This is a genomic window from Streptomonospora nanhaiensis (assembly GCF_026642255.1).
Lineage (GTDB): Bacteria > Actinomycetota > Actinomycetes > Streptosporangiales > Streptosporangiaceae > Nocardiopsis > Nocardiopsis tropica.
This window is the reverse complement of sequence record NZ_CP113264.1, coordinates 5248477-5271627: the sequence shown is the minus strand read 5'-3', so window position 1 is coordinate 5271627 and position 23151 is coordinate 5248477. Positions and strand designations below refer to the sequence as shown.

General features: G+C 73.3%; 20 protein-coding genes. 16 read left to right on the top strand and 4 right to left on the bottom strand.

Features of this window, described 5'->3' with window-relative positions:
- Positions 1-36 precede the first annotated feature (36 nt).
- The 11 genes from OUQ99_RS22820 to OUQ99_RS22770 all read left to right on the top strand — a co-directional run bounded on the left by OUQ99_RS22820 (position 37) and on the right by OUQ99_RS22770 (position 10128).
- Complete coding sequence (locus tag OUQ99_RS22820; protein ID WP_267945838.1) at positions 37-999, top strand: prepilin peptidase; 963 nt, start codon at positions 37-39, stop codon at positions 997-999.
- 104 nt (positions 1000-1103) lie between these two features.
- Positions 1104-2285 carry a chorismate synthase gene (gene aroC / locus OUQ99_RS22815; RefSeq protein ID WP_267945837.1) on the top strand — a complete coding sequence of 394 codons (1182 nt, stop codon included), beginning with the start codon at positions 1104-1106 and terminating at the stop codon, positions 2283-2285.
- Between the two features lie 321 nt (positions 2286-2606).
- On the top strand, positions 2607-3113 hold the full coding sequence (locus OUQ99_RS22810; protein WP_267950458.1) for a shikimate kinase: 507 nt from the start codon (positions 2607-2609) through the stop codon (positions 3111-3113).
- Positions 3097-4308: an AAA family ATPase gene (locus OUQ99_RS22805; protein ID WP_267945836.1), complete on the top strand. Its 1212-nt coding sequence runs from the start codon at positions 3097-3099 to the stop codon at positions 4306-4308. The genes OUQ99_RS22810 and OUQ99_RS22805 overlap by 17 nt, the downstream gene beginning before the upstream one ends.
- A gap of 5 nt (positions 4309-4313) precedes the next feature.
- A complete protein-coding gene (locus OUQ99_RS22800) occupies positions 4314-4985 on the top strand; it encodes a DUF4276 family protein (protein WP_267945835.1) in 672 nt (223 codons plus the stop codon).
- Positions 4982-6082: a 3-dehydroquinate synthase gene (gene aroB / locus OUQ99_RS22795; protein ID WP_267945834.1), complete on the top strand. Its 1101-nt coding sequence runs from the start codon at positions 4982-4984 to the stop codon at positions 6080-6082. The genes OUQ99_RS22800 and aroB overlap by 4 nt, the downstream gene beginning before the upstream one ends.
- A gap of 130 nt (positions 6083-6212) precedes the next feature.
- A complete protein-coding gene (gene efp / locus OUQ99_RS22790) occupies positions 6213-6776 on the top strand; it encodes an elongation factor P (protein WP_267945833.1) in 564 nt (187 codons plus the stop codon).
- A complete protein-coding gene (gene nusB, locus OUQ99_RS22785; protein WP_267945832.1) occupies positions 6776-7189 on the top strand; it encodes a transcription antitermination factor NusB in 414 nt (137 codons plus the stop codon). The genes efp and nusB overlap by 1 nt, the downstream gene beginning before the upstream one ends.
- Before the next feature lie 50 nt (positions 7190-7239).
- Positions 7240-8037, top strand: a complete 798-nt coding sequence (locus OUQ99_RS22780; RefSeq protein ID WP_267945831.1) for a methyltransferase domain-containing protein — start codon at positions 7240-7242, stop codon at positions 8035-8037.
- A gap of 154 nt (positions 8038-8191) precedes the next feature.
- The gene (gene dinB / locus OUQ99_RS22775) at positions 8192-9478 is read left to right on the top strand and encodes a DNA polymerase IV (protein WP_267945830.1); all 1287 of its coding nucleotides are present in this window, start codon (positions 8192-8194) and stop codon (positions 9476-9478) included.
- Between the two features lie 242 nt (positions 9479-9720).
- Positions 9721-10128 (top strand): DUF3040 domain-containing protein, encoded by a 408-nt coding sequence (locus tag OUQ99_RS22770; RefSeq protein ID WP_267945829.1) that lies wholly within the window; start codon positions 9721-9723, stop codon positions 10126-10128.
- Between the two features lie 407 nt (positions 10129-10535).
- On the opposite strand, the gene OUQ99_RS22765 is transcribed toward OUQ99_RS22770, so the two are convergent.
- From OUQ99_RS22765 to OUQ99_RS22755, 3 genes are all read right to left on the bottom strand, one after another.
- A complete protein-coding gene (locus tag OUQ99_RS22765) occupies positions 10536-12911 on the bottom strand; it encodes a transglutaminaseTgpA domain-containing protein (RefSeq protein WP_267950457.1) in 2376 nt (791 codons plus the stop codon).
- 8 nt (positions 12912-12919) lie between these two features.
- Positions 12920-14140 carry a DUF58 domain-containing protein gene (locus tag OUQ99_RS22760; RefSeq protein WP_267950456.1) on the bottom strand — a complete coding sequence of 407 codons (1221 nt, stop codon included), beginning with the start codon at positions 14138-14140 and terminating at the stop codon, positions 12920-12922.
- 237 nt (positions 14141-14377) lie between these two features.
- A complete protein-coding gene (locus tag OUQ99_RS22755; RefSeq protein ID WP_267945828.1) occupies positions 14378-15370 on the bottom strand; it encodes an AAA family ATPase in 993 nt (330 codons plus the stop codon).
- Positions 15371-15804: 434 nt separating this feature from the next.
- Here OUQ99_RS22755 and mraZ point away from each other — a divergent pair, with 434 nt between their 5' ends.
- The 4 genes from mraZ (at position 15805) to OUQ99_RS22735 (ending at position 20007) form a co-directional block, all read left to right on the top strand.
- Positions 15805-16236, top strand: a complete 432-nt coding sequence (gene mraZ / locus OUQ99_RS22750) for a division/cell wall cluster transcriptional repressor MraZ (protein WP_267945827.1) — start codon at positions 15805-15807, stop codon at positions 16234-16236.
- A 280-nt stretch (positions 16237-16516) separates the two neighbouring features.
- The gene (gene rsmH, locus OUQ99_RS22745) at positions 16517-17596 is read left to right on the top strand and encodes a 16S rRNA (cytosine(1402)-N(4))-methyltransferase RsmH (RefSeq protein WP_267950455.1); all 1080 of its coding nucleotides are present in this window, start codon (positions 16517-16519) and stop codon (positions 17594-17596) included.
- A 9-nt stretch (positions 17597-17605) separates the two neighbouring features.
- Positions 17606-18031 (top strand): hypothetical protein, encoded by a 426-nt coding sequence (locus OUQ99_RS22740; RefSeq protein WP_267945826.1) that lies wholly within the window; start codon positions 17606-17608, stop codon positions 18029-18031.
- Positions 18028-20007: a peptidoglycan D,D-transpeptidase FtsI family protein gene (locus OUQ99_RS22735; RefSeq protein WP_267945825.1), complete on the top strand. Its 1980-nt coding sequence runs from the start codon at positions 18028-18030 to the stop codon at positions 20005-20007. The genes OUQ99_RS22740 and OUQ99_RS22735 overlap by 4 nt, the downstream gene beginning before the upstream one ends.
- Positions 20008-20071: 64 nt before the next feature.
- Here OUQ99_RS22735 and mmuM read toward each other — a convergent pair whose 3' ends face one another.
- Complete coding sequence (gene mmuM, locus OUQ99_RS22730; RefSeq protein ID WP_267945824.1) at positions 20072-21013, bottom strand: homocysteine S-methyltransferase; 942 nt, start codon at positions 21011-21013, stop codon at positions 20072-20074.
- Positions 21014-21267: 254 nt separating this feature from the next.
- Between mmuM and OUQ99_RS22725 the strand changes: the two genes are divergently transcribed.
- Entirely contained in the window at positions 21268-22935 is a 1668-nt protein-coding gene (locus OUQ99_RS22725) for a UDP-N-acetylmuramoyl-L-alanyl-D-glutamate--2,6-diaminopimelate ligase (RefSeq protein ID WP_267945823.1), read from the top strand.
- Positions 22936-23151: the final 216 nt, after the last annotated feature.

The window sequence follows — 23151 nt, the reverse complement described above, 5'->3', positions numbered from 1 at the left end:
GTGTCGCGGCGGGCGGCGGAAGGGTAACTTCCCACCATGCCCACCCCCGCGGTGCTCGCGTCCTCCCCGTACCTGTGGACGGTCCTCGTCGCCGTCCCCCTCGCCCTGCTCGGCCTGGCGGTCGGCCGGCTCAACGGCCGGGTCGTCCCGCTGTTCGGGCCCGCAGGCCCTCCCCGGCCGAGGGGAGGCCCCGGCGCCGTCCCGGTGCCCGCGGAGGGCCCGCCCGGGGCGGGCCGCGACGACGCCGGGGCGGAGCCCGGGGCCACCGGGGGCGGTCCCCGCCCCGGGACCGCCGAGGAGGAGGACGAGGGACCCCCGCCGCCGCGGTGCCCCCACTGCCTGGCCGAGATCCGTTTCCTCCCCGGGCTCCCCGCCGTGGAGGCCCGGGCCTTCCGAAGACGCGGGGCCTGCCCCCACTGCGAACGGGCCATCCGCTCCGACCCCGCCGTGATCGCCGCCACCGCGGTCCTCTTCGGGCTCGTGGGCGCCGTGTGCACCCTCGGCCCCGACCTGTCGCCCTTCGGCCTGCTCGCCGTCCTGTGGCTGGTCTCGGTGGGCGTCCCGCTGTCCGTCATCGACCTGCGGGTGATGCGCCTGCCCGACGCCGTCGTCGCCCCCGCCTACCCGGTCGCCGCCGCGCTGCTGGGGGCCTCCGTCCTCCTCCCGCCGAGCGGACCCGATCCGGGGCGGGCCGCCGATGCGCTCCTCAGTATGGTCTTCGTCACGGTGGTCTACTGGCTGCTGTGGAGGGTCCACCGCGGCGGGATCGGGTTCGGCGACGTCAAGCTCTCCGGCCTCACCGGCCTGTACGCGGGGTGGGCGGCGGGCCCGCTCGGAGCGCTCGTCGCGGTCTTCTGGGCCTTCGCCGCGTTCTCCCTCGTGGGACTCGCGCTCATGGCGCTGCGCCGCCTCACGCGCAGGGACCCCTACCCGCTCGGCCCGTTCATGCTCGCCGCCACCCTGGCGACCGTCCTCGTCGGGCAGCCCCTGCTGCCGTAGGCCGTCCCGGCCCGCGTGCGCCCCGAGCGGGGCGGACGCCCTCCCGGGCCCCCGCACCGCCCCGGATGCCACCCCGGCCCGCGATCCGTGGGAGGATCGTGCACATGTTGCGTTGGCTGACCGCGGGGGAGTCCCACGGACCCGCACTCGTCGCGATTCTGGAGGGCCTCCCGGCCGGTGTGTCCGTCACCTCTGACGACATCGCCGCCGCGCTGCTCCGCCGCCGCGCCGGGTACGGCCGTGGCGCCCGGATGAAGTTCGAGAAGGACCAGGTCTCCGTCATCGGAGGCATTCGCCACGGCCGCACCCAGGGGGGTCCCGTCGCGATCGAGGTCGGGAACACCGAGTGGCCCAAGTGGGAGAAGGTGATGTCGCCCGACCCGGTTCCCGCCGAGGAGCTGGAGGGCCTGGCGCGCAACGCGCCCCTCACCCGCCCCCGCCCGGGGCACGCCGACCTGGTCGGCATGCAGAAGTACGGGCACGTGGAGTCGCGCCCCGTCCTGGAGCGCGCCAGCGCCCGTGAGACGGCGGCCCGCGTCGCGATCGGCGAGGTGGCCCGGCAGTTCTGCCGCCAGGCCCTCGGCGTCGAGATCGTCAGCCACGTGGTGTCCATGGGACCGGTCGAGGTGCCCGAGGGCTCCCCGGAACCGCGCCCCGAGGACCTGGCCGCCGTCGACGCCGACCCGCTGCGCTGCTTCGACGCCGAGACCAGCGCCCGCATGGTGGCGGAGGTCGACGACACCAAGAAGGCCGGCGACACCCTCGGCGGCGTGGTGGAGGTCCTCGCCTACGGACTGCCGCCCGGCCTGGGCAGCCACGTCCACTGGGACCGGCGCCTGGACTCCCGGCTCGCCGGGGCCCTCATGGGCATCCAGGCGATCAAGGGCGTCGAGGTCGGCGACGGGTTCCGCACCGCCGCCCGGCGCGGGTCGGTCGCGCACGACGAGATCGAGCCCGGACCGGACGGTGTCCGCCGCCGCACCAACCGCGCGGGCGGGGTCGAGGGCGGCATGACCACCGGCGACCCCCTGCGCGTGCGCGCGGCGATGAAGCCCATCGCCACCGTCCCCAACGCGCTGGACACCATCGACATCGGGACCGGCGAGCCCGCCCGGGCCGACCACCAGCGCAGCGACGTCACCGCGGTCCCGGCCGCCGGCGTGGTCGCCGAGGCGATGGTCGCCCTGGTGCTCGCCGAGGCCGCCGTCGAGAAGTTCGGCGGCGACTCGGTCGCCGAGACCGCGCGCAACCTCCGCGGCTACATGGAGTCGCTCGACATCCGCTGATCCGGCGGCCCGCGTCCCGCCCCTTCCCGGGCGGGGCGCGGGCCCCGCACGGCACGCCCCCGATCCCCGGCGCCACGGGGCAGGGGCCGGCCTCCCGGGCGGCGCGCCCCGCGCCGGGCGGGACCTCCGTGACGCGGCCCCCCGCCCCCGGCACGCCGGGTTTCTGCTAGACAGGAGGGCAGACGCACCCGCCGGCGACCCCACGGGCACGCGGCGGCCGGGTGCGCTGACAGCACTCGCAGGGTCCACCGGACAACCCGCGCACGCGGGCGGTGGCCCGGATCCCACCTAGGCAGGCAGAGCGTGGCAAGAGCGATCGCGGTGCTCATCGGTTCGCCCGGATCGGGCAAGTCCACCGTCGGCGAGGCGCTGGCCCGACGGCTCGGGGCGGACCTGCTGTGCACCGACACCGAGATCGAGCGGCGTGCGGGCAAACCCGTCGGCGACATCTTCATCGAGGACGGCGAGGAGCGCTTCCGCGCCCTGGAGCGCGAGGTCGTCGCAGAGGGCCTGCGCGCCTGGGAGGGCGTGATCGCCGTCGGCGGTGGCGCCGTACTCGACCAGGACACCCGCACCGACCTGGCGGACCACCACGTGGTCTACCTCCACGTCGAGTTCGGGGAGGCCGCCAAGCGCGTGGGCATGGACGCGGCCCGGCCACTGCTCTCGGGCAACCCCCGGACGCAGCTGCGCAAGCTGCTCAACGAACGCCTGCCCGTCTACGAGGGGCTGGCCACCGTCACCGTCCCCACGACCGGTTTCCACCCCGAAGAGATCGTCGACTCCATCGTCAAGGGACTGGAAGGCACATATGGCCAAGCCTCCTAGGATCACTCGCCTCAAGGTGGAGAACTATCGGACTCTGCGCAGTTTGGAGATCGACAACCTGAGCCCGTTCACCGTCCTTGTCGGTCCCAACGGAAGTGGAAAGTCCACCTTCTTCGATGTCTTCGCCTTCCTGAGCGACTGTTTCACCGACGGGGTCCGCCGTGCCTGCGACAACCGGGGCGGCATCGCCGAGATGCGTTCCCGGGGGACTGACGGCCCGGTCACCGTCGAGATCACGTACGAAAGTTTGGTTCGGCTCAACGACCGATCGAGTCGACGCAAGCTGACGTACCACCTGTCCCTCGGTGAGGACTCGGGCAGGCCGGTCGTGGAACGGGAGTTGCTGCGCTGGAACAGTAGCCCTGGTCCGGGCAGGCCTACCCACGTCATCGATTTCGAACGTGGGGCCGGCAAGATCGCCGACCAGGAGTCGGGGATCAAGGAAGAGCGAGGTCTCTCCCAACCGGACCTGCTCGCGGTCAGCGCACTGGGGCAGTTCCGCAACCATCCCCGGGTCATGGCTCTCAAGGACTTCGTGTCCGGCTGGTACATGTCCTACCTCAATGTCGAGGACGAGCGGCGCACTCCTGTCGCGGGACCTCAGGAGCGCTTGAGCAAGACTGGTGACAACCTCACGAACGTGCTCCAATACCTTCAGGAGAACCATCCCGAGCGGCTCGAGCACATCATCGGCCAACTCAAGGAGGCGGTTCCCGGGCTCGGAGAGGTCACTTACAAGTCCTCTCCGGACGGGCGGCTGGTACTCCTGGTTCGTGACCAGGAGTTCGAAAGGCCTGTTCTAGCGCGCTACGTGTCCGACGGTACTCTCAAGATGCTTTCCTACCTGGTCGTTCTGGCCGACCCGGACCCCTCGCCTTTCATCGGCATCGAAGAACCTGAAAATTTCCTCTACCCCAGCCTTCTGCCTGGTCTCGCCGCGCGCTGTCGTGGAGCCGCGCAGAAATCCCAAGTCCTCGTGACGACACACTCGACCGAGTTCGTGGGAGCTTGTCAACCCGAGGAAGTTCTCGCGCTCTACCGGGGGCAGGACGGGTACACGCGGGTCACGCGCCCCTCAGAGTCGGAGACGGTGCAATCCATGATGGAGAGCGGTGCCCAGATGGGGTGGCTCTGGGAATCGGGGTTCTTCGATCTGCCTGAACCAACGACGGTCGCCTCTGAGTACGGAGGCTGAACTTCGTGGGTGGCAAGCGCAAGAAGACTGCGAAAGTGCAGAAGGATAGGCGACCCACGGAGCTCGAGGTCTTGGTGGAGGAGGAGTCTGCAGCGCTGCTATTGCGGCGCAACTTGCGGTCGTGGCTTGGCTGCGGCAGTGAAACGATCATCAAGGTCCGACCGTTCAAGGGAAAGCCAGCGCTTCTACAGAAACTGCCGGTGGTCCTAGAGGGTTATGCCGCACTTCGTCGCAACGGGCACGATGTACGGGTTCTCGTGTTGGTGGACCAGGACGCCGATGACTGCTCCGTACTCAAGGGCCAACTCGAGGACATGGCTTGCGAGGCGGGTCTCGGTACTCGGCAGACCTCTCGAGGGCGTCCGTTCGTCGTGGTCAACCGCATGGCCGTGCGTGAGCTTGAGAACTGGTACTTCGGTGACTGGGAGGCAGTTCGCTCCGCCTTCCCCAAGATCAGGGTGCAGGCCCCTGCCGAGTACCGAAACAACGCTGATCGTCGAGACAAGAAGACTTCGGATGTGTTCGAGAAGATGCTTGTGAGCGCCGGTATCCGTAATGCAAGCAAACCTGATTGGGCGGATCGCGTTGGTCCGTGCATGGACCCGGCACGCAATAGTTCAGCCAGCTTTCGGATCTTTCTCGAAGGCGCCCGTTCGTTGGTGAAGGAGCAGCAGTGACCGTGACCCGCATCGGCGTCGGTGACCCCTCGGGCCGCTACGACGTGGTCGTCGGCAGCGGCGTCCTCTCCGAGCTCCCCTCGCTGGTCGGCGACGCCGCCCAGGTCGCCGTCATCCACCCCGGGGGCCTGGAGGGGATCGCCCGCCCCGTGGTCGGCGCCCTGGAGGCCGCCGGATACCGCGCCCACTCCCTGCCGGTCCCCGACGGAGAGGCCGCCAAGACCGCGGCCGTCGCCGCCGACCTGTGGTCCCGGCTGGGACGGCTCAACTTCACCCGCAGCGACGCGGTGGTGGGCGTCGGAGGGGGCGCCGCCACCGACCTGGCCGGGTTCGTCGCCGCCACCTGGCTGCGCGGGGTGCGCTCCGTGCTGGTGCCCACGACCCTGCTCGGCATGGTCGACGCGGCCGTCGGCGGCAAGACGGGCATCAACACCCCCGAGGGCAAGAACCTCGTCGGCGCCTTCCACCCCCCGGCCGGCGTCCTGTGCGACCTCGCCACCCTGCCGAGCCTGCCCAGGGCCGACTACGTGGGCGGCCTCGCCGAGGTCATCAAGGCGGGGTTCATCGACGACCCCGTCATCTGCGACCTGGTGGAGGAGGACCCGGAGGGCGCCGCGAGCCCCGAGGGCGCCCACACGCGCGAACTCATCGAGCGCGCCATCCGGGTCAAGGCCGACGTCGTCTCCGGGGACCTCAAGGAGAGCGGCCGCCGCGAGATCCTCAACTACGGCCACACCCTCGGGCACGCGATCGAGCGGGCCGAGAACTACACCTTCCGGCACGGCTACGCGGTCGCCATCGGCATGGTGTTCGCCGCGGAGCTGGCCCGCCTGGACGGGCGCATCGGCGCCGGCCTCGTCGAGCGCCACCGCTCCCTGCTCTCGTCGGTGGGCCTGCCCACCTCCTACGCGCAGGAGTCGTGGCCGGAGCTGCGCGCCGCCATGAGCGTGGACAAGAAGGCCCGGGGGGCGACCCTGCGCTTCGTCGTCCTCGACGGCCCGGCCTCCCCCTCCATCCTCAGCGGCCCCGCCCCCGAACTGCTGGACGAGGCGTACCGCGCGGTCACCGGCGACGCCCGGGTCCCGCACAGCCACTAGACTGCACACAGGTGATGTGCGCACTGGTGCACTCGGGAAGCTCCCCGAGGTGCCCGCGCACCGCCCCACCGACCACCGACCGGGCCCCGCCCGGTCCCCGACGTGTCACACCCCTGGAGAGACGACCGAAGTGGCCTCGACGAACGACATCAAAAACGGCACGACCCTGCGACTCGACGGCGGCGTCCTCTGGAGCGTCCTCGAGTTCCAGCACGTCAAGCCGGGCAAGGGCGGCGCGTTCGTCCGCACCAAGCTGAAGAACGTGCTCACCGGCAAGATCGTCGACAAGACCTTCAACGCGGGCGCCCGGGTCGAGTTCGCCAGCGTGGACCGCCGCGACATGGAGTACCTGTACCACGACGGCGAGTCCTTCATCTTCATGGACACCCAGACCTACGACCAGATCCCGGTCTCCGCGACGGTCGTCGGCGACAACAGCGACTTCCTGCTGGAGAACACCAAGGTCACCGTCGCCACCAACGAGGGCAACCCGCTCTACGTCGAGCTCCCCGCCGCCGTCGAGCTGGAGATCACCCAGACCGACCCCGGCGTCCAGGGCGACCGCTCCACCGGCGGCACCAAGCCCGCGACCGTCCAGACCGGCGCCGTCATCCAGGTGCCCCTGTTCATCACCGAGGGCGAGCGCGTCAAGGTCGACACCCGTACGGGCGACTACCTCGGGCGAGTCAACTGATGAGCGGAGCACGGCGCAAGGCGCGGCGGCGCGCGGTCGAGGTCCTCTACGAGGCCGAGGTGCGCGGCACCTCCGTGGAGGACGTCATCGGGCGCCGTCGGGCCCAGCCCGAACCTCCGATCAACGAGTTCACGGAGAACCTGGCCCGCTCGGTCGACGGGCGGCGCGAGCGCATCGACGAGCTCCTGGGCGCCTACGCCATCGGCTGGACGCTGGAGCGCATGCCGGTCGTCGACCGCAACATCCTCCGGATGGGCGCCTACGAGCTGCTCTGGGCCGAGGACATCCCCGACGGCGTCGCGATCGCCGAGGCCGTCGGTGTGGCCAAGGAGCTCTCCACCGACGAGTCGCCCAACTTCATCAGCGGACTTCTGTCACGCTTGATGGAGAACAAGGCGACGCTCTCGCTCTGACACCGCCGAACGGGCGGGACGGTCGGGGCAACGTGCTTGAGGGGACGCAAGTGACTGACAGGACCGGCGTGAGCGCGACCACCGGCAGCGGCTCCGGCGCGGGCTGGGCGACCGGCCCGGCGCGGGCCGCCGGCGCGGCCCGGACGGCGGTCGTGTGGGACGCCCTCTCACAGCTGCTGGAGGGCCTCGCGGACGACGGTCCCCTGGAGATCGTCGACGCGGGCGGGGGCACCGGCGGAGCCGCGGTCCCGCTCGCCGAGCTGGGCCACCGCGTGACGGTGGTCGAACCCAGTCCCGACTCCCTCGCGGCCCTCGAGCGCCGTGCGGCCGAGCAGGGCGTCACCGTGCGCGGCGTGCAGGGGGAGACCCGCGACCTGGCGTCCCTGTTCGCGCCCGGCAGTGCCGACCTCGTGCTGGTGCACAACGTGCTGGAATACGTGGAGGACCCCGTCGCGGCGCTGCGCGACGTGGTCGGCATCACCCGTGAGGGCGGCGCCGTGAGCCTCCTCGTCACCAACGCGGCGGCAGGGGCGCTGCACCGCGCCCTGGCCGGGCACATCGCCGAGGCACGGCGCCTGCTCGGCGACCCGGACGGTCGCTGGGGCGAGGCCGACCCGATGCCGCGCCGGTTCACCCGGCAGCAGCTCCTCGAACTCGTCGACGGGGCCGGCCTGACCGGGGGGAGCGTCCGCGGCGTCAGGGTCTTCGCCGACCTGGTGCCCGGGCACGCCTGGGAGGGCGACGCCCAGGCCGGACAGCACCTGGTGGAGCTGGAGCGCTCCGCCGCCGAGCACCCCGAGCTGACCGGGATCGCCACGCAGCTGCACGCCATCGCCCACCGCCCCTGAGGGGCCCGCCCCGGACCCCCGCTGACGCCCTCCCGGGCGCCGCTCGCGGGGGCGGGGTTCCGCCCCCGCCCGCCGCTCCGGGGCCCGGGCGTGCGGGGTTCCTGAGTCGGGAACCCGGGGGCGCACACGCCTGGGCAGGGCATAACCTGGTCCTATGAGCCGACGTCAGCTGGAACGCGGTGCCGCGCTACGGGGCATGGTCTCCCCCGACGGCATCGTGCCGTTGGGCGCCGACTTCCCCGCGGACGGGTCCGGTCCCGACTCCGACTGCCACATCCTGCACCTGGACATGGACGCCTTCTTCGCGAGCGTCGAGCAGCTGCGCCACCCCGAGGCGCGCGACCGGCCCGTCATCGTGGGGGGCACGGGTCCCCGCAGCGTCGTCTCCTCCGCCGACTACCTCGCCCGCTCGCGCGGCGTGCACTCGGCCATGCCGATGGCCCGGGCACTGCGCCTGTGCCCCGACGCGGCCGTCTTCCCACCCGACGGCGCCGCCTACCGGCAGGCGTCGGAGGCCGTGATGGACATCCTTCGCTCGGTGACCCCGCTGGTGCAGCCGCTCTCCCTGGACGAGGCCTTCCTGGACGTGTCCGGGGCCCGCCGCCGCCTGGGCGGACCGGTGCGGATCGCCGCGATGATCCGTGAGCGCGTGCGCTCCGAGCAGCGGCTGACCTGCTCCGTCGGGGTGGCCGCCAACCGCTTCACCGCCAAGCTCGGCTCCACCCACTGCAAACCCGACGGGCTGCTGCTGGTGCCCACCGCCCACGTGCGGGGGTTCCTGGACCCGCTGCCCGTGGGCGCGCTGCCCGGGGTGGGGGACAAGACCGAGCAGACCCTGGCCAGGCTGGGCCTGCGCACGGTCGGCCAGCTGGCCCGGTACGAGCCGGACCTGCTGCGCATGGAGCTGGGGAACAAGGCCGGCACCCGCCTGGCGGCGCTGGCGCGGGGTGAGGACGACAGCACCGTGGTCGCCGAGACCGCCGACAAGAGCGTCGGCGCCGAGGAGACCTTCGACGACGACGTCGCGGACCCGGACGTGGTGGACAGGGAGCTGTTGAGGCTCGCGGAGAAGGTGGGGCGACGGCTGAGGGCGTCGGGCCAGGTGGGGCGCACGGTGAGCGTGAAGCTGCGCCGGGCGGATTTCTCCACGATCACCCGCTCCAGGACCCTGGCCGAGAGCACCGACGTGGCCCGTGAGATCAGCGCCGTCGCCCGCGATCTGTACGCGGCCTCCGGACTGCGGCGTACACCGTTGCGCCTGATCGGCGTACGCGTCGAGGGGGTCGCTCCTGCGGACCGGGCCCATCGTCAATTGGCGTTGGGAGAGGAGGACTCCGGTTGGCGGGACGTTGAACGGGTTATGGACCAGGTGACAGCTCGTTTCGGTCCAGGCGCGATACAGTCGGCTGTGTTGGCCAAGCGTGACGAAAACGACGTATGATGCGGCAACTTCCGGGGCCCTCGGAGCGTTCTAAGGGTACGACCGGAGTCAGGGTAGAAGAGAGGCATGGAAGCCGGTGTTTCCGATACAGGGCGAGGGTATCGTGGCCGTTGTGGGCCAGGTGCGCGCGCAGCTTTTCTTTCCACCAGGCGCTAGTGCAACGTATTCTGGGCATACCACTGACCAAGAGACTGTTCATCAGTACCCGTCACCCCAATCGGGGACTGTCGTAGGGAGGCGCCGTGCCGCTCTCTGAACACGAGCAGCGCATGCTCGACCAGATCGAGCGGGCGCTGTATGCCGAGGACCCGAAGTTCGCGAACACAGTTCGGCAGACGAACCCCGCGGTCCATTACAAGCGCTGGATCATCAAGGCAGGGCTCGGTTTCGTCGTCGGCGTGGTGCTGCTGATGACGGGGCTGATGCTCCAGTCCACCGCTGTCCAGGTCACCATCAGCGTCCTCGGTTTCCTCGTCATGCTCTCGTGCTTCCTGTGGGGGGCCAACGCATGGCGGAAGGCGTCCGGCGGGGGTGCCGAGGCCGCGGCCGCCGCGGCGGAGCCCAAGCAGAAGCGCAGGGGCGGCAGCCGCCCCGGCATGATGAACCGCTTCGAGGAGCGCTGGCGCCGTCGCCAGGAGGGCGAGGAGTGACACCGCTCCTCCCCGGCCGCCACCGGCGACCGGGCGGAGCGCGTTAGCAGCCGGTGCGCGCCGGTCCCCGGGCCGGGGGCGCACCGACACGTGGTGGGGTCCCGCAGGGTATCGCGGGGCCCCACCACGGTGTTGTGGGGCACGTACGAATCGCCCGTCGTGGAATAGTTCAGACTTCTCTTTGGTCTGCGCTCGTTACGCGCCTTCGAGGCTGGCCGAAACCCCGCCCCCGGGGTCCTGTCATGGGCCCGGAGGGGGCCGGGACGGGCCCGTGGACGGTGCGCTGCCGCGGCTCTCGGCCGCCGCGCTCCTTCACCCGCGCCGGGACGTCCGGGCCCGCCCCGCCCGTCGGCGGGGAAGGGCCCTGCGCCCGCCCGCGCCGACCGGCGCGGGCGGGCGGGGAACTCCTAGGGCGTCGTGGCCGCGAGGTCCCGCGCGGGCCGGGGCCTGTGCCAGGGCGCCAGGGACCGGGGCAGCAGGGCCGCGCGGACCCGGGCCCCCCTCCCCGCCGCGGCGGCCAGGCCGGCACAGGCCGCCGCCAGGTCTGCGCGCAGCCCCCCTGCCCCGGTCGGCGCGGGCGCGTAGCGGGCCGACTCCTCGGCCAGGGCCAGCCGCCACAGCGCCGCCACGGCCTCCGCGGGCACGGGAGCCGGAACGCCGTCGGGGCGGGGGACGTCCGTCCCCGTCCCGAAGCGGGACAGCCGCTCGGCCGTGGCACGCGGGCTCTCGGTCGGCGCCCACGGGCCGCCCAGGTCCAGGCAGGTGTCCCGGAGTTCCCGCCAGGCGGTGTGCGCGGCCGCGGCCGGCTCGCCGCCCGACAGCGAAGCCGTCCGGGACCAGCGCAGGAGGGCCCGCGCCAGGGCGGGCAGAGCCAGAAGCAGCAGTGCGCCGACCGCACCCCCCGCCGCGGGGAGCCAGGACAGGTCCGGTCCGGCGTCGGAGCCGCCGCCGGAGGCCGAGGCGGGCTCGGTCTCCCGGTCCTCGGGCGCCTCGTCCGCCCCGGGGGAGGCGTCGGGCTCCTCGGCGTCCTCGCTCGGATCCGTGCTCGGGGAGGACTCCGTGTCGGGGCCGCCGGGCTCCTCGGCGGGCCGCTCCCCGGCGCCGCCGTCGCCGGACGCGTAGTCGGGCACCGTCGCCGAGCCCTGCCCCTCGCCGCCGCTCGCGGCCGGGGTGGGCTCGAACCGCACCCAGCCCGCTCCCTCGAAGTACAGCTCCGGCCACGCGTGCGCGTCGCCCACCGTGACCGCCCACCGGCCGTCGCCCATGCGCTCGCCGGCCGTGTAGCCCACGGCCACCCGCGCGGGGATGTCGGCCTGCCGGGCCATGACCGCCATGGCCCCGGCGAACTGCTCGCAGTAGCCCACCCGGTCCTCCAGCAGGAAGTGGGAGAGCGGGTCGGCACCCTCGGGCACCCCCGGCGGGGACAGGTCGTAGGTGAACAGGCCCCCGGTGAAGTACTCCTGGATCGCGAGGGCCCGCTCGTACGGCGACTCCGCGCCCTCGACGAGGCCGTCCGTCAGCGCCTGCACCGAGGGGTCCAGGCCGCTCGGCAGGTTCCGGTGGTCGCCGGGGAGGGAGACGGGGGCCCCGGAGCCGGCCAGTTCGTCGCCCGTGGGGACGCGGTCCACCGTCTCCACGGAGAAGTTCAGGCCCGTGGGAGGGCTGTCGGTGGTGAACACCATGAGGCTGTCGGGGTCGGCGTACCACTCCCCGGGGGCGTCCACCGCGCGCGCCCAGTACGGCAGCGGCAGGAAGTCCATCCGGGGCGAGTCGGAGTCCAGAGAGATCCGCGTCGTCACCGGGCCGCCGTCGGGCTCCCCGTCCCACCCGGCGGGCAGCGGGAGCTCCCCGCTGACCAGGGTGTCGCCCGAGGCGCTGACCGGCGTCATCGTCCAGTTCTCGCCGTCGAACTCGTTCAGCACGTACGTGCGCAGGTAGTCGGGCTGCTCGGCGTCGGTCCGGTAGGTCAGCACGGTGCGGTCGGAGGAGGCCCCCAGCTCCCGGCGGAGCGAGACCAGCGGGTGCGTCGTGGTGAGGACGTCCCCGCCGGTGTAGGCCCCGTCGGCCATGGCGTAGAACGCGTCGCTGCGCAGTGAGGGCACCGCCAGCGGCACCGTCAGGGCCAGCAGCACGGCCGCGGCCGAGGCCGCCGAAACCGTCGCCACCCGGAGCACCCGGCCGAGCAGGCGGGCCGAGGGGTCGCGGCCGTCGGGGACGCGCGTGCCCCACTCGCGTCCGCGCACCCACATGTCCACCGCGAGGAGGAACAGGAAGCCGAGGGCGCAGGAGGCCGCGGCCACCGCTCCGACGCCGGCGTCGTCCACCACCAGCGGGACGGTCACCAGCGCCAGCAGCAGGCCGCCGACCATGCCGGGACAGCGCGCGGTCACCGCGAGGAAGTCCGAGGCCATCGCGAACACCGCGAACACCAGCGCGATGATCATCGTCACCCCGTAGGAGGCCGCCACCGGCGGCGCGTTGCCGTCGATGCTGGCGACGCCCTCCCCGAACACCTGCGCCAGGTGCTCCAGGGAGTCCCAGGTCGGGAGGAGGCCCAGGAGGGCCTCGTGGGGGGCGAAGAGGGGCGTGCTGAGGAACGCGACCGCGAACAGCTGGAGGAACGGCACGGGCAGGGAGTTCCACCCGCTCAGCCGGTACAGCGCGGAGATCCCGCAGACCGCGGTCGTCACGAAGGCCGCGGGGACCCACCAGGTCTCGCCGCGCACGACCGTGCCCAGCAGGGGCAGCGCCGACAGCAGGCAGACCAGGGACGCCAGGGGCATCAGTGCTCTCAACGCGGACCCTTTCCGGGGGTGCGGGGCGCGGCGGCCCGGACGGGGCCGTGCGTTCCGGTGCGGACTGCCGCGAGGGACCACAGCCGGGGCAGGTCCGCGAGGGAGGAGAGGACGAGGGCGCGCCATCCGGCGGACGCGAGGATGTCGCGGACGCCGGCCGCGTCGTCCGGCCCCTCCCACGCGGCGTGGGCGCACAGCACGGCCACGCGCGCCCCCCGTCCTCCGCTCCGGGCGAGGGCGGCGGCCTCGTCGGGGGACAGCGCCCCCAGGACCGCCACGACCAGGCTGGACGTGCCGCGGGATGTGCCGAGCAGGCCGATGCCGCCGAGCAGTCCCGGGGTGTCGGAGGGTTCCACGACGGCCAGGCCGTCCAGGACGCCCGCGGCGCTCATGGTCGGCACCCGCCCGCGCTCGGTGTGGAAGCGCAGGTCGTGGCCGCCGTCGAGCAGGCCCAGCGCCACGGAGGCGGCGACGCTGACCGCCGTCTCCAGGGACCCGGCGGGGCCGTGCCCCCGGTGGGCGGACCACCGGGTGTCCAGCAGGATCGTGCTGTTCTCACGCCAGTGCTGCTCGTCCCGGCGCACCATCAGCTCACCGTGCTTGGCGGTGGAGCGCCAGTGGACCCTGCGCAGTTCGTCCCCGTACTGGTACTCGCGCGGCACCGGGTCCTGCTCCCCGGCCCCGGTCACCGAGCGGCGGGGGCTCTCCTCGCCCTGCGAGCCGTCGGCGGACCCCGGCGACGCCAGGGGCACGGTCACGGGGGTCACGAGCAGGTGGGCCGGCGCCCCGACACGGCGTCCGACGCGCACGCACCCCAGCGGGTCGGTCACCGCCACGCGGAGCGGGCCCACCGGGTAGTTGCCGCGTGTCGCCGGCCTGACCAGGTAGGAGACGTCGCGGACGGAGCGGGGGCCGAGGTGGCCCACGGTGTACCGGGGCTCGGCGCCCAGCGGGACCGGCAGGGTGTCCTCGACCGACAGCGAGGCGACCGGCCAGACGGGGGAGGAGTTGCCGATCCTGACCAGGATCCGGGCGTCGTGGCCGGCCGGCACGCGGACGGGCGCCACGGTCCGGCTGTGCACGACCCGGGAGGCGGCTCCCAGGACCGTGAGGGCGGAGAGCGGCGGCACCGCGGCCAGGAGCACGCCCACGGCGACCAGCTCACGCTGTCCGACGAGGAGGCCGGCCACGAGGGCGATCGCGCCGAACACGAGCATGAACACCCCGCGCGGGGTGAGGGTCCGGCGGGGGCGCTCCTGCGGGTGGAGGGTGTCGGGCGGCGGCGCGGAGGGAGTCCCGCGGCTGACGCCCGGTGCGGGGGTGTGCGCGGGAGGTGCCTGGTGTCGGACGTCGGGCGGACGCATGGACCCTCTCTCGGAGGCGGCCCGCACCCGGCGGGCGGGACAGGCGGGGAGGCGGGAGGAGCGGGACGCCGCGCCCCCGCGGGGGCGCGGCTACTGCGGTCCGGGCACGGGCAGGCGCGCGACCAGCTTGGCGACGATCTGCTCGGGGGAGAGGCGCTCCATCTGCGCCTCGGGCGCGGGCAGCAGGCGGTGCGCGAGCACCGGGACGGCGAGCGCCTGCACGTCGTCGGGGACGACGTAGTGCCGCCCGTCCAGGGCGGCGTACGCGCGTGCCGCCCGCACCAGGTGCAGGGTCGCGCGCGGTGAGGCCCCCAGGCGCAGGTCGGGACTGGTCCGGGTGGAGTTGACCAGGTCGACGACGTAGCGGCGCATACCGGGGGCGACGTGGACCGCGCGCACGCGGTCGGTGAGGTCGCGGATCTGTGCGGCGTCGGTCACCGGGACGAGGGTGTCCAGGGGGGAGCGGGAGCTGTGCGAGTCGATCATGTCGAGTTCGGCCTGCGGGGCCGGGTAGCCGACGGACACGCGGGCCATGAACCGGTCCCGCTGCGCCTCGGGGAGCGCGTAGGTGCCCTCCATGTCGGAGGGGTTCTGCGTGGCCACCACCATGAACGGGCGCTCCAGCGCGCGGGTCTGCCCGTCCACGCTCACCTGGCGCTCGGCCATGCACTCCAGGAGGGCCGCCTGGGTCTTGGGGGAGGCGCGGTTGATCTCGTCGCCCAGCACGATGTTGGCGAAGACCGGACCGGGGTTGAACTCGAACTCGCGCCGGTCCTGGTGGTAGACGCTGACGCCGGTGATGTCGCTGGGGAGCAGGTCCGGGGTGAACTGGACGCGCTGCACGGAGCAGTCCACGGCCCGTCCCAGGGCCTTGGCCAGCATGGTCTTGCCGACGCCCGGGACGTCCTCGATGAGCAGGTGCCCCTCGGCGAGCAGGACCGTCAGGGCGATGCGCAGCACCTCCGGCTTGCCCTCGATGACCGTCTCGATGGCGCCGCGGACGCGGTCCGCCACGGCGACGATCTCGCCGACGTCCTCCTGGACACCGCCCCCGCGACCGCCGTGGTGTGTGCCGAGTGACACGAGACCCCTCCCGCTCCGTATGGCTTCGTGTGTCGGTGTTCGGAACCGAGGCTAGGCCCAATCGGAGCGATTGCAAACCAAAGTGCCGGAATCGGCGGCCGATTGATTCCACGGGCAACCAAAGAGGTCAAAGGGCCCGAATCGCTCTTCCGGGCATTGGCGGCGCCCACGCGGCACACCCTGCCCCCTCCGTGCGCCCGTGCGCGTGGAGGGGTCGTTTTCGCAGGTCGGCGGGTATGTGGGGGGAGAGTGCCGGACGACACCCGGCGGCATCCGCGCGGGCTCCGCCCGCCCCACCCTCCTGACCTGCGCATTTGTGGATTCTTCGGGGTGTGAATCCCGATTGGAGCTGTTGACGGTGGGGAAGAGTGGAGTAAGGTGGAGCATCGTGGAGAGGGTGAATTCTCCACTTCGGGGAGTGAGGGGGTGGGAGTGTGTTCCTCGGCACCCACACGCCTCGCCTCGACCAGAAGGGACGGCTGTTCCTTCCCGCGAAGTACCGCGACGAGCTGTCGGGGGGTCTGGTGGTCACCAAGGGCCAGGAGCGCTGCCTCTACGTCTTCCCGACGGAGGAGTTCCGGCGCATCACCGACGCGCTCGCCAGCACCCCGGTCACGGCCAAGTCCGTTCGCGACTACAGCCGGGTCCTCTTCGCCAGCGCCTCCGACGAGACCTGCGACAAGCAGGGCAGGGTGACCATCCCGTCGAAGCTGCGCGAGTACGCGGGTCTCGAGCGCGAGTGCGTCGTCATCGGCGCCAACACCCGTCTGGAGATCTGGGACGCCGACGCGTGGTCCGAGTACGAGGCCGAGCAGGAGCAGGCCTTCGCGCAGCTCTCCGAGGAGGTGCTGCCCGGGGTGCTGTGAACCCGGCGGAGCCACCGCCGGAACGAGCGGCACGACAGTCCACACCCTTGCAGACCGGGGGTCGGCAACGGCCTCCGGACACGGCGCACACGAGCTGGCGCGACTTCCCCGGTGCCAGGTCGTGAACACGGGTCCGCCGAACGGTGGACAATAGCGGCCGTGTCCGGAAGGCCTTGCCGAAACCCGGCCGGGCCACGCGAAGGACACCGCGGAGCGCACCATCGTGGCGCTACCGCGGCGACCAGGGGGAGACGGCGAAAGCGTGGAGGAACAGCACCGCATGGGGGACACCCGGCAGCACGAGCAGCCCGAAGGGGACGGCCCGGCCCGCGAACACCAGGACACCGGGGACGGAGCCGGGCGGGGAAGCGGCATCGGGGACCGCATCGCCGCGGCCCGCGCCGGGACGGACCCGCTGCACGTACCGGTCATGCTCGACCGGATCATCGAACTCCTGGCCCCCGCGCTCACCGAGCCCGGGGCCGTGCTCGTGGACGGCACCCTGGGGCTGGGCGGCCACTCCGAGGCACTGCTCAAGGCCTGCCCCACCATGCGCCTGGTCGGGGTCGACCGCGACACCACGGCCCTGGAGCGCAGCGCCGAGCGCCTCGCCCCCTACGCCGACCGCACCCACTTCGTGCACGCGCTCTACTCCGACATCCCGCGCGCGCTGGACGAGGCGGGCGTCCCCGGCGCCGACGCCGTCCTGCTCGACCTGGGGGTGTCCTCGCCGCAGCTGGACGAGACCGACCGCGGTTTCGCCTACGCCCACGACGCGCCGCTGGACATGCGCATGGACCGCACCCAGTCCCTGACCGCGGCCGAGGTCGTCAACACCTACCCGGTCGGCGAACTCACGCGGGTCCTGCGCACCTACGGCGAGGAGCGCTTCGCGTCCCGCGTCGCCAGGGCCATCGAGCGGCGGCGCGCACAGGGCCCGATCGACTCCACGCGCGAACTCGCCGAACTGGTCCGCGAGGCCATCCCCGCGGCCACCCGCCGCACCGGCGGGCACCCCGCCAAGCGCGCCTTCCAGGGCCTGCGCATCGAGGTCAACGCCGAACTCTCCATCCTGGAGCGCGCCCTGCCCGCGGCGGTCTCCCGCCTGGGCGTGGGCGGGCGCATCGCCGTGCTGTCCTACCACTCGCTGGAGGACCGGATGACCAAGAGGGCCCTCGCCGCGCTGGCCACCGACACCACGCCCGCGGACCTGCCGGTCCCCCTCCCGGACAGGCAGCCCGAGCTACGGCTCCTCACCCGGGGGGCCGAGCTCCCCACGGACGAAGAGAACGAACGCAACCCGCGCGCCCAGTCGGCCCGCCTCCGGGCGGCCGAACGGGTTCGGCCGCCGCGGCAGTAGGGAGACCAGATGAGCACGAGGACGGACACGCGCCGGGCACCGGCCCGCAAGGGCGGGAGCGGGAAGGGAGGGGGAGCCGCCCCCGCCTCGCCCGGGCGCGCCCCCGGGCGCAAGGCCGGGGCGCCGCGCGCCCGCCCGGCGCCGCGCATCCCCTTCGTCCTCCTCGTCCTGTGCCTGCTGGGCGGAGCGCTGGTCGCCCTGCTGGTGCTGCGCAGCGTCGTCGCCCAGGAGGCCTTCACCATCGCCAGCCTCCAGGCGGAGAACCGGGAACTGGCCTACGAGGAGCAGCAGCGCCGCAACACGGTCGCGGGCCTGGAGGCCTCGGAGCGGATCGCGGAGGAGGCCGAGGCCATGGGCATGGAGCAGGGTGAGGCCCCGCTCTTCCTCGACCCCGAGAACGGTGAGATCACCGGGAGCGCCGGGAGCGGTGAGTGAGCGCGCCGAGGGACCGGCGTCCCCGGGACCCCCGCAGGCCCGGAGCGGCGGGCCGTTCCGGGGCCGGGCCCAGCAAGCGCCCCCAGCGTGAACCGCGCCGCCCCGACGGCGGCACCCGCGCACGCTCCTCGGCACGGTCCGAGGGGCGTTCCGCGCGCGGTGGGCGAGGCGGGGAGCGGGGCTCCGCGCGCCGCAGGTCGGGGCCGCCCCCGCCCCCGCCCCTGCTGCGCCGCACCTTCCGGCGGGGGGAGCCGCGCAGCCGGATCAAGTTCGGCGGCGTGCTGATCGTCGTCATCATGCTCCTCTTCGCCGGTCGCCTGGTGCAGATCCAGGGCCTGGAGGCGGAGCAGTACGCCGAGGCGGCCTCGCAGACCCGTCTCCAGACCATCGACATCCCCACCCTGCGCGGCGAGATCACCGACGCCGAGGGCAACCCGTTCGCCCTGTCGGTGGAGGTGCGCAACGTCTTCGTCGACCCCGAGGAGGTCGAGGAGGACGAGCGGGACCAGCTCGTCGACGAGCTCGTCACCCGGTTCGGCCTGGACGAGGCCGAGGTCACCGAGAAGGTCGACGCCCGGCCCTCCCGCTACCAGGTGGTGGCCACGAAGGTCCTGCCGCGCGACTGGGAGGGGCTGCGCGACCTGGGCCTGTCCGGCGTGGGCGCGGAGGTGGCCTACGACCGCGTCTACCCCGAGGAGACGGGGGCCGCCGACCTGGTCGGGTTCGTCGGCTCGGAGGGACACGGCCTGGAGGGCCTGGAGGGCTACCTCGACAGCACCCTGGCGGGGGAGTCGGGCCGGCGGCAGGTCGAGGTCGGCATCGACGGCACCCAGATCCCCATGGCCGGGGGCCTGGTCAGCGAGCCCGTGCCCGGACAGGACGTCCGGCTGACCCTGGACCAGGACATCCAGTGGTACGCCGCGCAGACCCTCGCGAACAGGGTGGAGGAGCTGGACGCCGTCGCCGGCAGCGTCGTCGTGGAGCGCGTCGGCACCGGGGAGATCCTCGCGATGGCCGACTTCCCGACGTACTCCCAGGCCGACATCGACTCCACCGGACCCGAGCAGTGGTCCAACGGGGCGGTCGCGGAGACCTTCGAGCCGGGCAGCACCAACAAGGTCATCACGGTCGGCGCGGCGCTGGAGGAGGGGCTCACCGAGCCGGAGACGGTGTACACCGTGCCCTACTCCCTCCAGTACTACGACCAGACCTTCCGCAACTCCAGCAACAACGGCACGCAGCGCCTCACGGTCAACGGCATCATGGCCCAGTCCAGCAACGTCGGCACGATCAAGATCGCCGACCAGGTGGGGGCCGGGGTCCTGCACTCCTACATCGAGGACTTCGGGCTCGGCCAGCCGACCGGGCTGAACCTGCCGGGGGAGGAGGCCGGCGTGCTGACGGCGCCCGAGGACTGGTGGGGCACGCAGCTCCCGTCGGTCTCCATCGGGCACGGCCTGACGGTCAACGCCGCCCAGATGGCCTCGGTGTACGCCACCGTCGCCAACGGGGGCGTGCGGGTGGCGCCGACGGTGGTCGCGGGCACGGTCGACACGAACGGGGAGTTCACCCCCGCGGAGGAGCCCGAGCAGCGCCGCGTGCTCAGCGAGGAGACCGCCGAACAGCTCGCGCTCATGCTGGAGGCGGTCACCGGGGACGAGGGCACGGCGCCGCAGGCCCGCATCGACGGGTACCGGGTCGCGGGCAAGACGGGCACCGCCAACCGCATCAACCCGGAGACGGGCACCTACGAGGACGGCGGGTACACGGCGTCCTTCTCCGGCTTCGCGCCCGCCGACGACCCGGAGATCGTGGTCCAGGTGGTCCTGCACAACCCGCAGGGCACCTACTACGGCGGCGAGGCGGCCGGCCCGGTGTTCAACGACATCATGTCCTTCGCGCTGAAGTCCCTGAAGGTCCCGCCGACGGACACCGACCCGCCCGCCATCCGGCTGTTCGAGGAGGACGCGGGCTAGCGCGCCGGCCCGCCGGGGGCGTCCGCGCGACGCGCCCCGGCCCCGGGCCCCGGAACCCGCGGGGTCAGGGGCGCCGGCCGGCCCCGCGGCCCAGGTGCGCGTCCAGGCGGGCGCGCACGGAGCGGACGTGCTCGGGGCCGGTGCGGCAGCACCCGCCCACGAGCACCGCTCCGGCCTCGTACCAGGACACCGCGGCCCTGCCGAACCCCTCCGGATCGCCGACGCCCGTCCACCGGCCGAGGGACGCGTCCCAGCTCTCCCCCGAGTTGGGGTAGGCGACCGCGGGCAGGCCCGCCGCGGCCACCGTGCGGACCAGGGAGGGGACGTGGCGGGGAGCGGTGCAGTTGACGCCCGCGGCGACGAGCCTCCCGGCCGCGTGCAGCGGCGCGAGTTCGGCGACCGCCCGGCTCAGGGGGGTGCCGTCGTTGAGGTGCTCTCCGTCGCGGCAGGAGAAGCTGATCCACGCGCGCGGCCCGGGAACCTCGGCGAGGAGCCGGCCCAGGGCACGGGCCTCCGGCAGGGAGGGGATCGTCTCGCAGGCCATGAGGTCCGCCCCGGCGCCGGCGAGCACGCGCCACCGCTCGCGGTGCCAGGCGTACAGGCCGTCCTCGTCCAGGTCGTAGTCGCCGGTGTACTCGGACCCGTCCGCCAGGGCCGCGCCGTAGGGCCCCACCCCGGCGGCGACCAGGCCCGAGCCGAACGCGTCGCGCTCGGCCCGCGCCAGCTCCACGGACCTGGCGAGGAGCCCGGCGGCCTCGCGCCGCGAGTGCCCCCGCGCCTCCAGGGCCGGGATGCTCGCCTGGTACCCGGCGGAGATCGCCACGTCGGCGCCCGCCTCGAAGTAGTCCCGGTGCGCGCGGCGGACCAGTTCGGGCCCGTCGGCCAGCAGCCGCGCCGACCACAGGCCGCCGCGCAGGTCGGCGCCGTAGGACTCCAGGCGGGTCGCCAGCCCGCCGTCGAGCACCAGCGGACGGACGCCGGACGCGCCCGGCACCGTTCGGACCACTCCACCCTCCCCCGTGAGACTTCCAGGGTAGGCGCGGCGGGGCGCGGCCGCCGGTCCCCGGGAGCCGCGGTCCCGGTTCCCGTCCTCCGGGCACGGTCCGCGGCCCCGAGGCGTGCCCCGCCCGGTCCCGGCGCCGACCGGGGGCGGGAAGGCCGGGGAGCCTCGGGGCCCCGCCGGAGAATCCCCGCCGCACGCAGCGTGGAAATTACCGACCGGTCGTCCGCAGCGGTTAACCTCCACACGTGCCACCGGTAATGCGACCTGAACACACGCCACTTCGTCCCCTGTCCGCCCTCGCAGCGCTGCTCGGGCCGGACGCCACACTCCTGCGCCCGGACCTCGGCGCGGACCACACGGCCGAGGTGCCCGGCAGGGAGGTGCACGTACGCGGCATCACCCACGACTCACGGAAGGCGGGCCCCGGAGACCTGTACGCGGCGCTGCCGGGAACGCGCGCCCACGGCGCCGACTTCGCCGGGCAGGTGGCCGAGGCGGGAGCCGCCGCCGTCCTCACCGACCCCGCCGGGGCCGAGCGCGCCGCCGCGACCGGCCTGCCCGTGATCGTCGTCCCCGACGCGCGGGCCGCGCTCGGAACGGCGGCCTCCTGGGTCTTCAAGGAGCCCGCGCAGGACCTGCTGCTGATCGGCACCACGGGCACCAGCGGCAAGACCACGGTCACGTACCTGGTCGAGTCCGGGCTCCGCCGGGCCGGCATGACCACCGGCCTCGTCGGCACGGTGGAGATGCGCGTCCGGGACGAGCGGGTGGCCTCCTCCCTCACCACCCCCGAGGCCACCGACCTGCACGGCCTGTTCGCGCTCATGCGCGAGGAGGGCGTCACCGCCGCAGCCATGGAGGTCTCCAGCCACGCCCTCGCCCTGGGCCGGGTCGGCGGAACCCGCTACGACGTGGCGATCTTCACGAACCTGTCCCAGGACCACCTGGACTTCCACTCGGACCTGCGCGACTACTTCGACACGAAGGCGCGGCTGTTCACCCCCGAGTACTGCGACATCGCGGTCGTCAACGCCGACGACCGGTTCGGCCGCGCCCTGGTGGACATGGTGCAGGCCGACGGGACGATCCCCGTCACCACCTTCGCCGTGGACGGCTGCACCGACGCCGACCCGGCCACGGCCATGGAGGCCGACTGGCGGGCCGTGGACGTCGACCTGGGGGCCACGGGCAGCAGGTTCCGGATCGTCGGTCCGGGCGGCATGGAGGCGGAGGCCTCCGTCGGCCTGCCCGGGCCGTTCAACGTCTCCAACGCGATGGCCGCCATCGTCGGCCTGGTCGAGGCGGGCCTGCCGCTGGAGACCGCGATCGCCGGCGTCGCCGCCGCCCCGGGGGTGCCCGGACGCATGGAGCCCGTGGTCGTCGACGACGTGCCCCGCGCCTTCCAGGACTTCACCGCGCTCGTGGACTACTCCCACAAACCCGGTGCCATCGAGGCGGTCCTCACCGCGCTCCGCTCCACCACCGACGGCTACGTGACCATGGTGCTCGGCTGCGGGGGCGACCGCGACCGCGCCAAGCGCCCCCTGATGGGCGAGGCCGCCGCCCGCCTGGCGGACCAGCTGGTCATCACCAACGACAACCCCCGCACCGAGGACCCCGTCTCCATCGCCGCGGCGATGCTCGAAGGCGTGGCCAAGGTCCCCGAGGACCAGCGCGCCCACGTCACGGTCGAACTCGACCGGGCCGAGGCCATCCGCATCGCGGTGGACCGCGTCCGCCCGGGCGACGTGATCGTCGTCGCGGGGAAGGGCCACGAGACCGGCCAGTACGTCAAGGGCGAAGTGCTGCCCTTCGACGACCGGGAGGTGCTGCGCCGGGCCATCGGCGACCACCTCGCCGTGAGCTCCCGAGAACGGCTGGGCGTCGCCCTCCAGGACATCCACAGGGTCCCTGACGAGGGATGACCCGACAACACTCCCGGGCGGCCTCCGTTCGGGACGAGGGGCGCGGACACCGTCCGCGCCCCTCGTGCGTCCCCGCCGCCCGGGGCGCGCGGATCACTGGTCACACGGACACTGCCGGTCACGAAGTGGACCATATTGCTCCACACAGGGCCCGGCGGGACCCCGGACACCGCAATGTGTTCTAAGGTAGGTCCGGCAATCGCAGCCCGACCGCCC

What these genes read in the sequence shown, in the direction of transcription:
- OUQ99_RS22820 (WP_267945838.1), top strand. Translation starts at nt 37, where the DNA reads ATGCCCACCCCCGCGGTGCTCGCGTCCTCCCCGTACCTGTGGACGGTC.
- aroC (WP_267945837.1), top strand. Translation starts at nt 1,104, where the DNA reads ATGTTGCGTTGGCTGACCGCGGGGGAGTCCCACGGACCCGCACTCGTC.
- OUQ99_RS22805 (WP_267945836.1), top strand. Translation starts at nt 3,097, where the DNA reads ATGGCCAAGCCTCCTAGGATCACTCGCCTCAAGGTGGAGAACTATCGG.
- nusB (WP_267945832.1), top strand. Translation starts at nt 6,776, where the DNA reads ATGAGCGGAGCACGGCGCAAGGCGCGGCGGCGCGCGGTCGAGGTCCTC.
- dinB (WP_267945830.1), top strand. Translation starts at nt 8,192, where the DNA reads ATGAGCCGACGTCAGCTGGAACGCGGTGCCGCGCTACGGGGCATGGTC.
- OUQ99_RS22765 (WP_267950457.1), bottom strand. Translation starts at nt 12,911, where the DNA reads ATGCCCCTGGCGTCCCTGGTCTGCCTGCTGTCGGCGCTGCCCCTGCTG.
- OUQ99_RS22760 (WP_267950456.1), bottom strand. Translation starts at nt 14,140, where the DNA reads ATGCTCGTGTTCGGCGCGATCGCCCTCGTGGCCGGCCTCCTCGTCGGA.
- rsmH (WP_267950455.1), top strand. Translation starts at nt 16,517, where the DNA reads ATGGGGGACACCCGGCAGCACGAGCAGCCCGAAGGGGACGGCCCGGCC.
- OUQ99_RS22740 (WP_267945826.1), top strand. Translation starts at nt 17,606, where the DNA reads ATGAGCACGAGGACGGACACGCGCCGGGCACCGGCCCGCAAGGGCGGG.
- OUQ99_RS22725 (WP_267945823.1), top strand. Translation starts at nt 21,268, where the DNA reads ATGCGACCTGAACACACGCCACTTCGTCCCCTGTCCGCCCTCGCAGCG.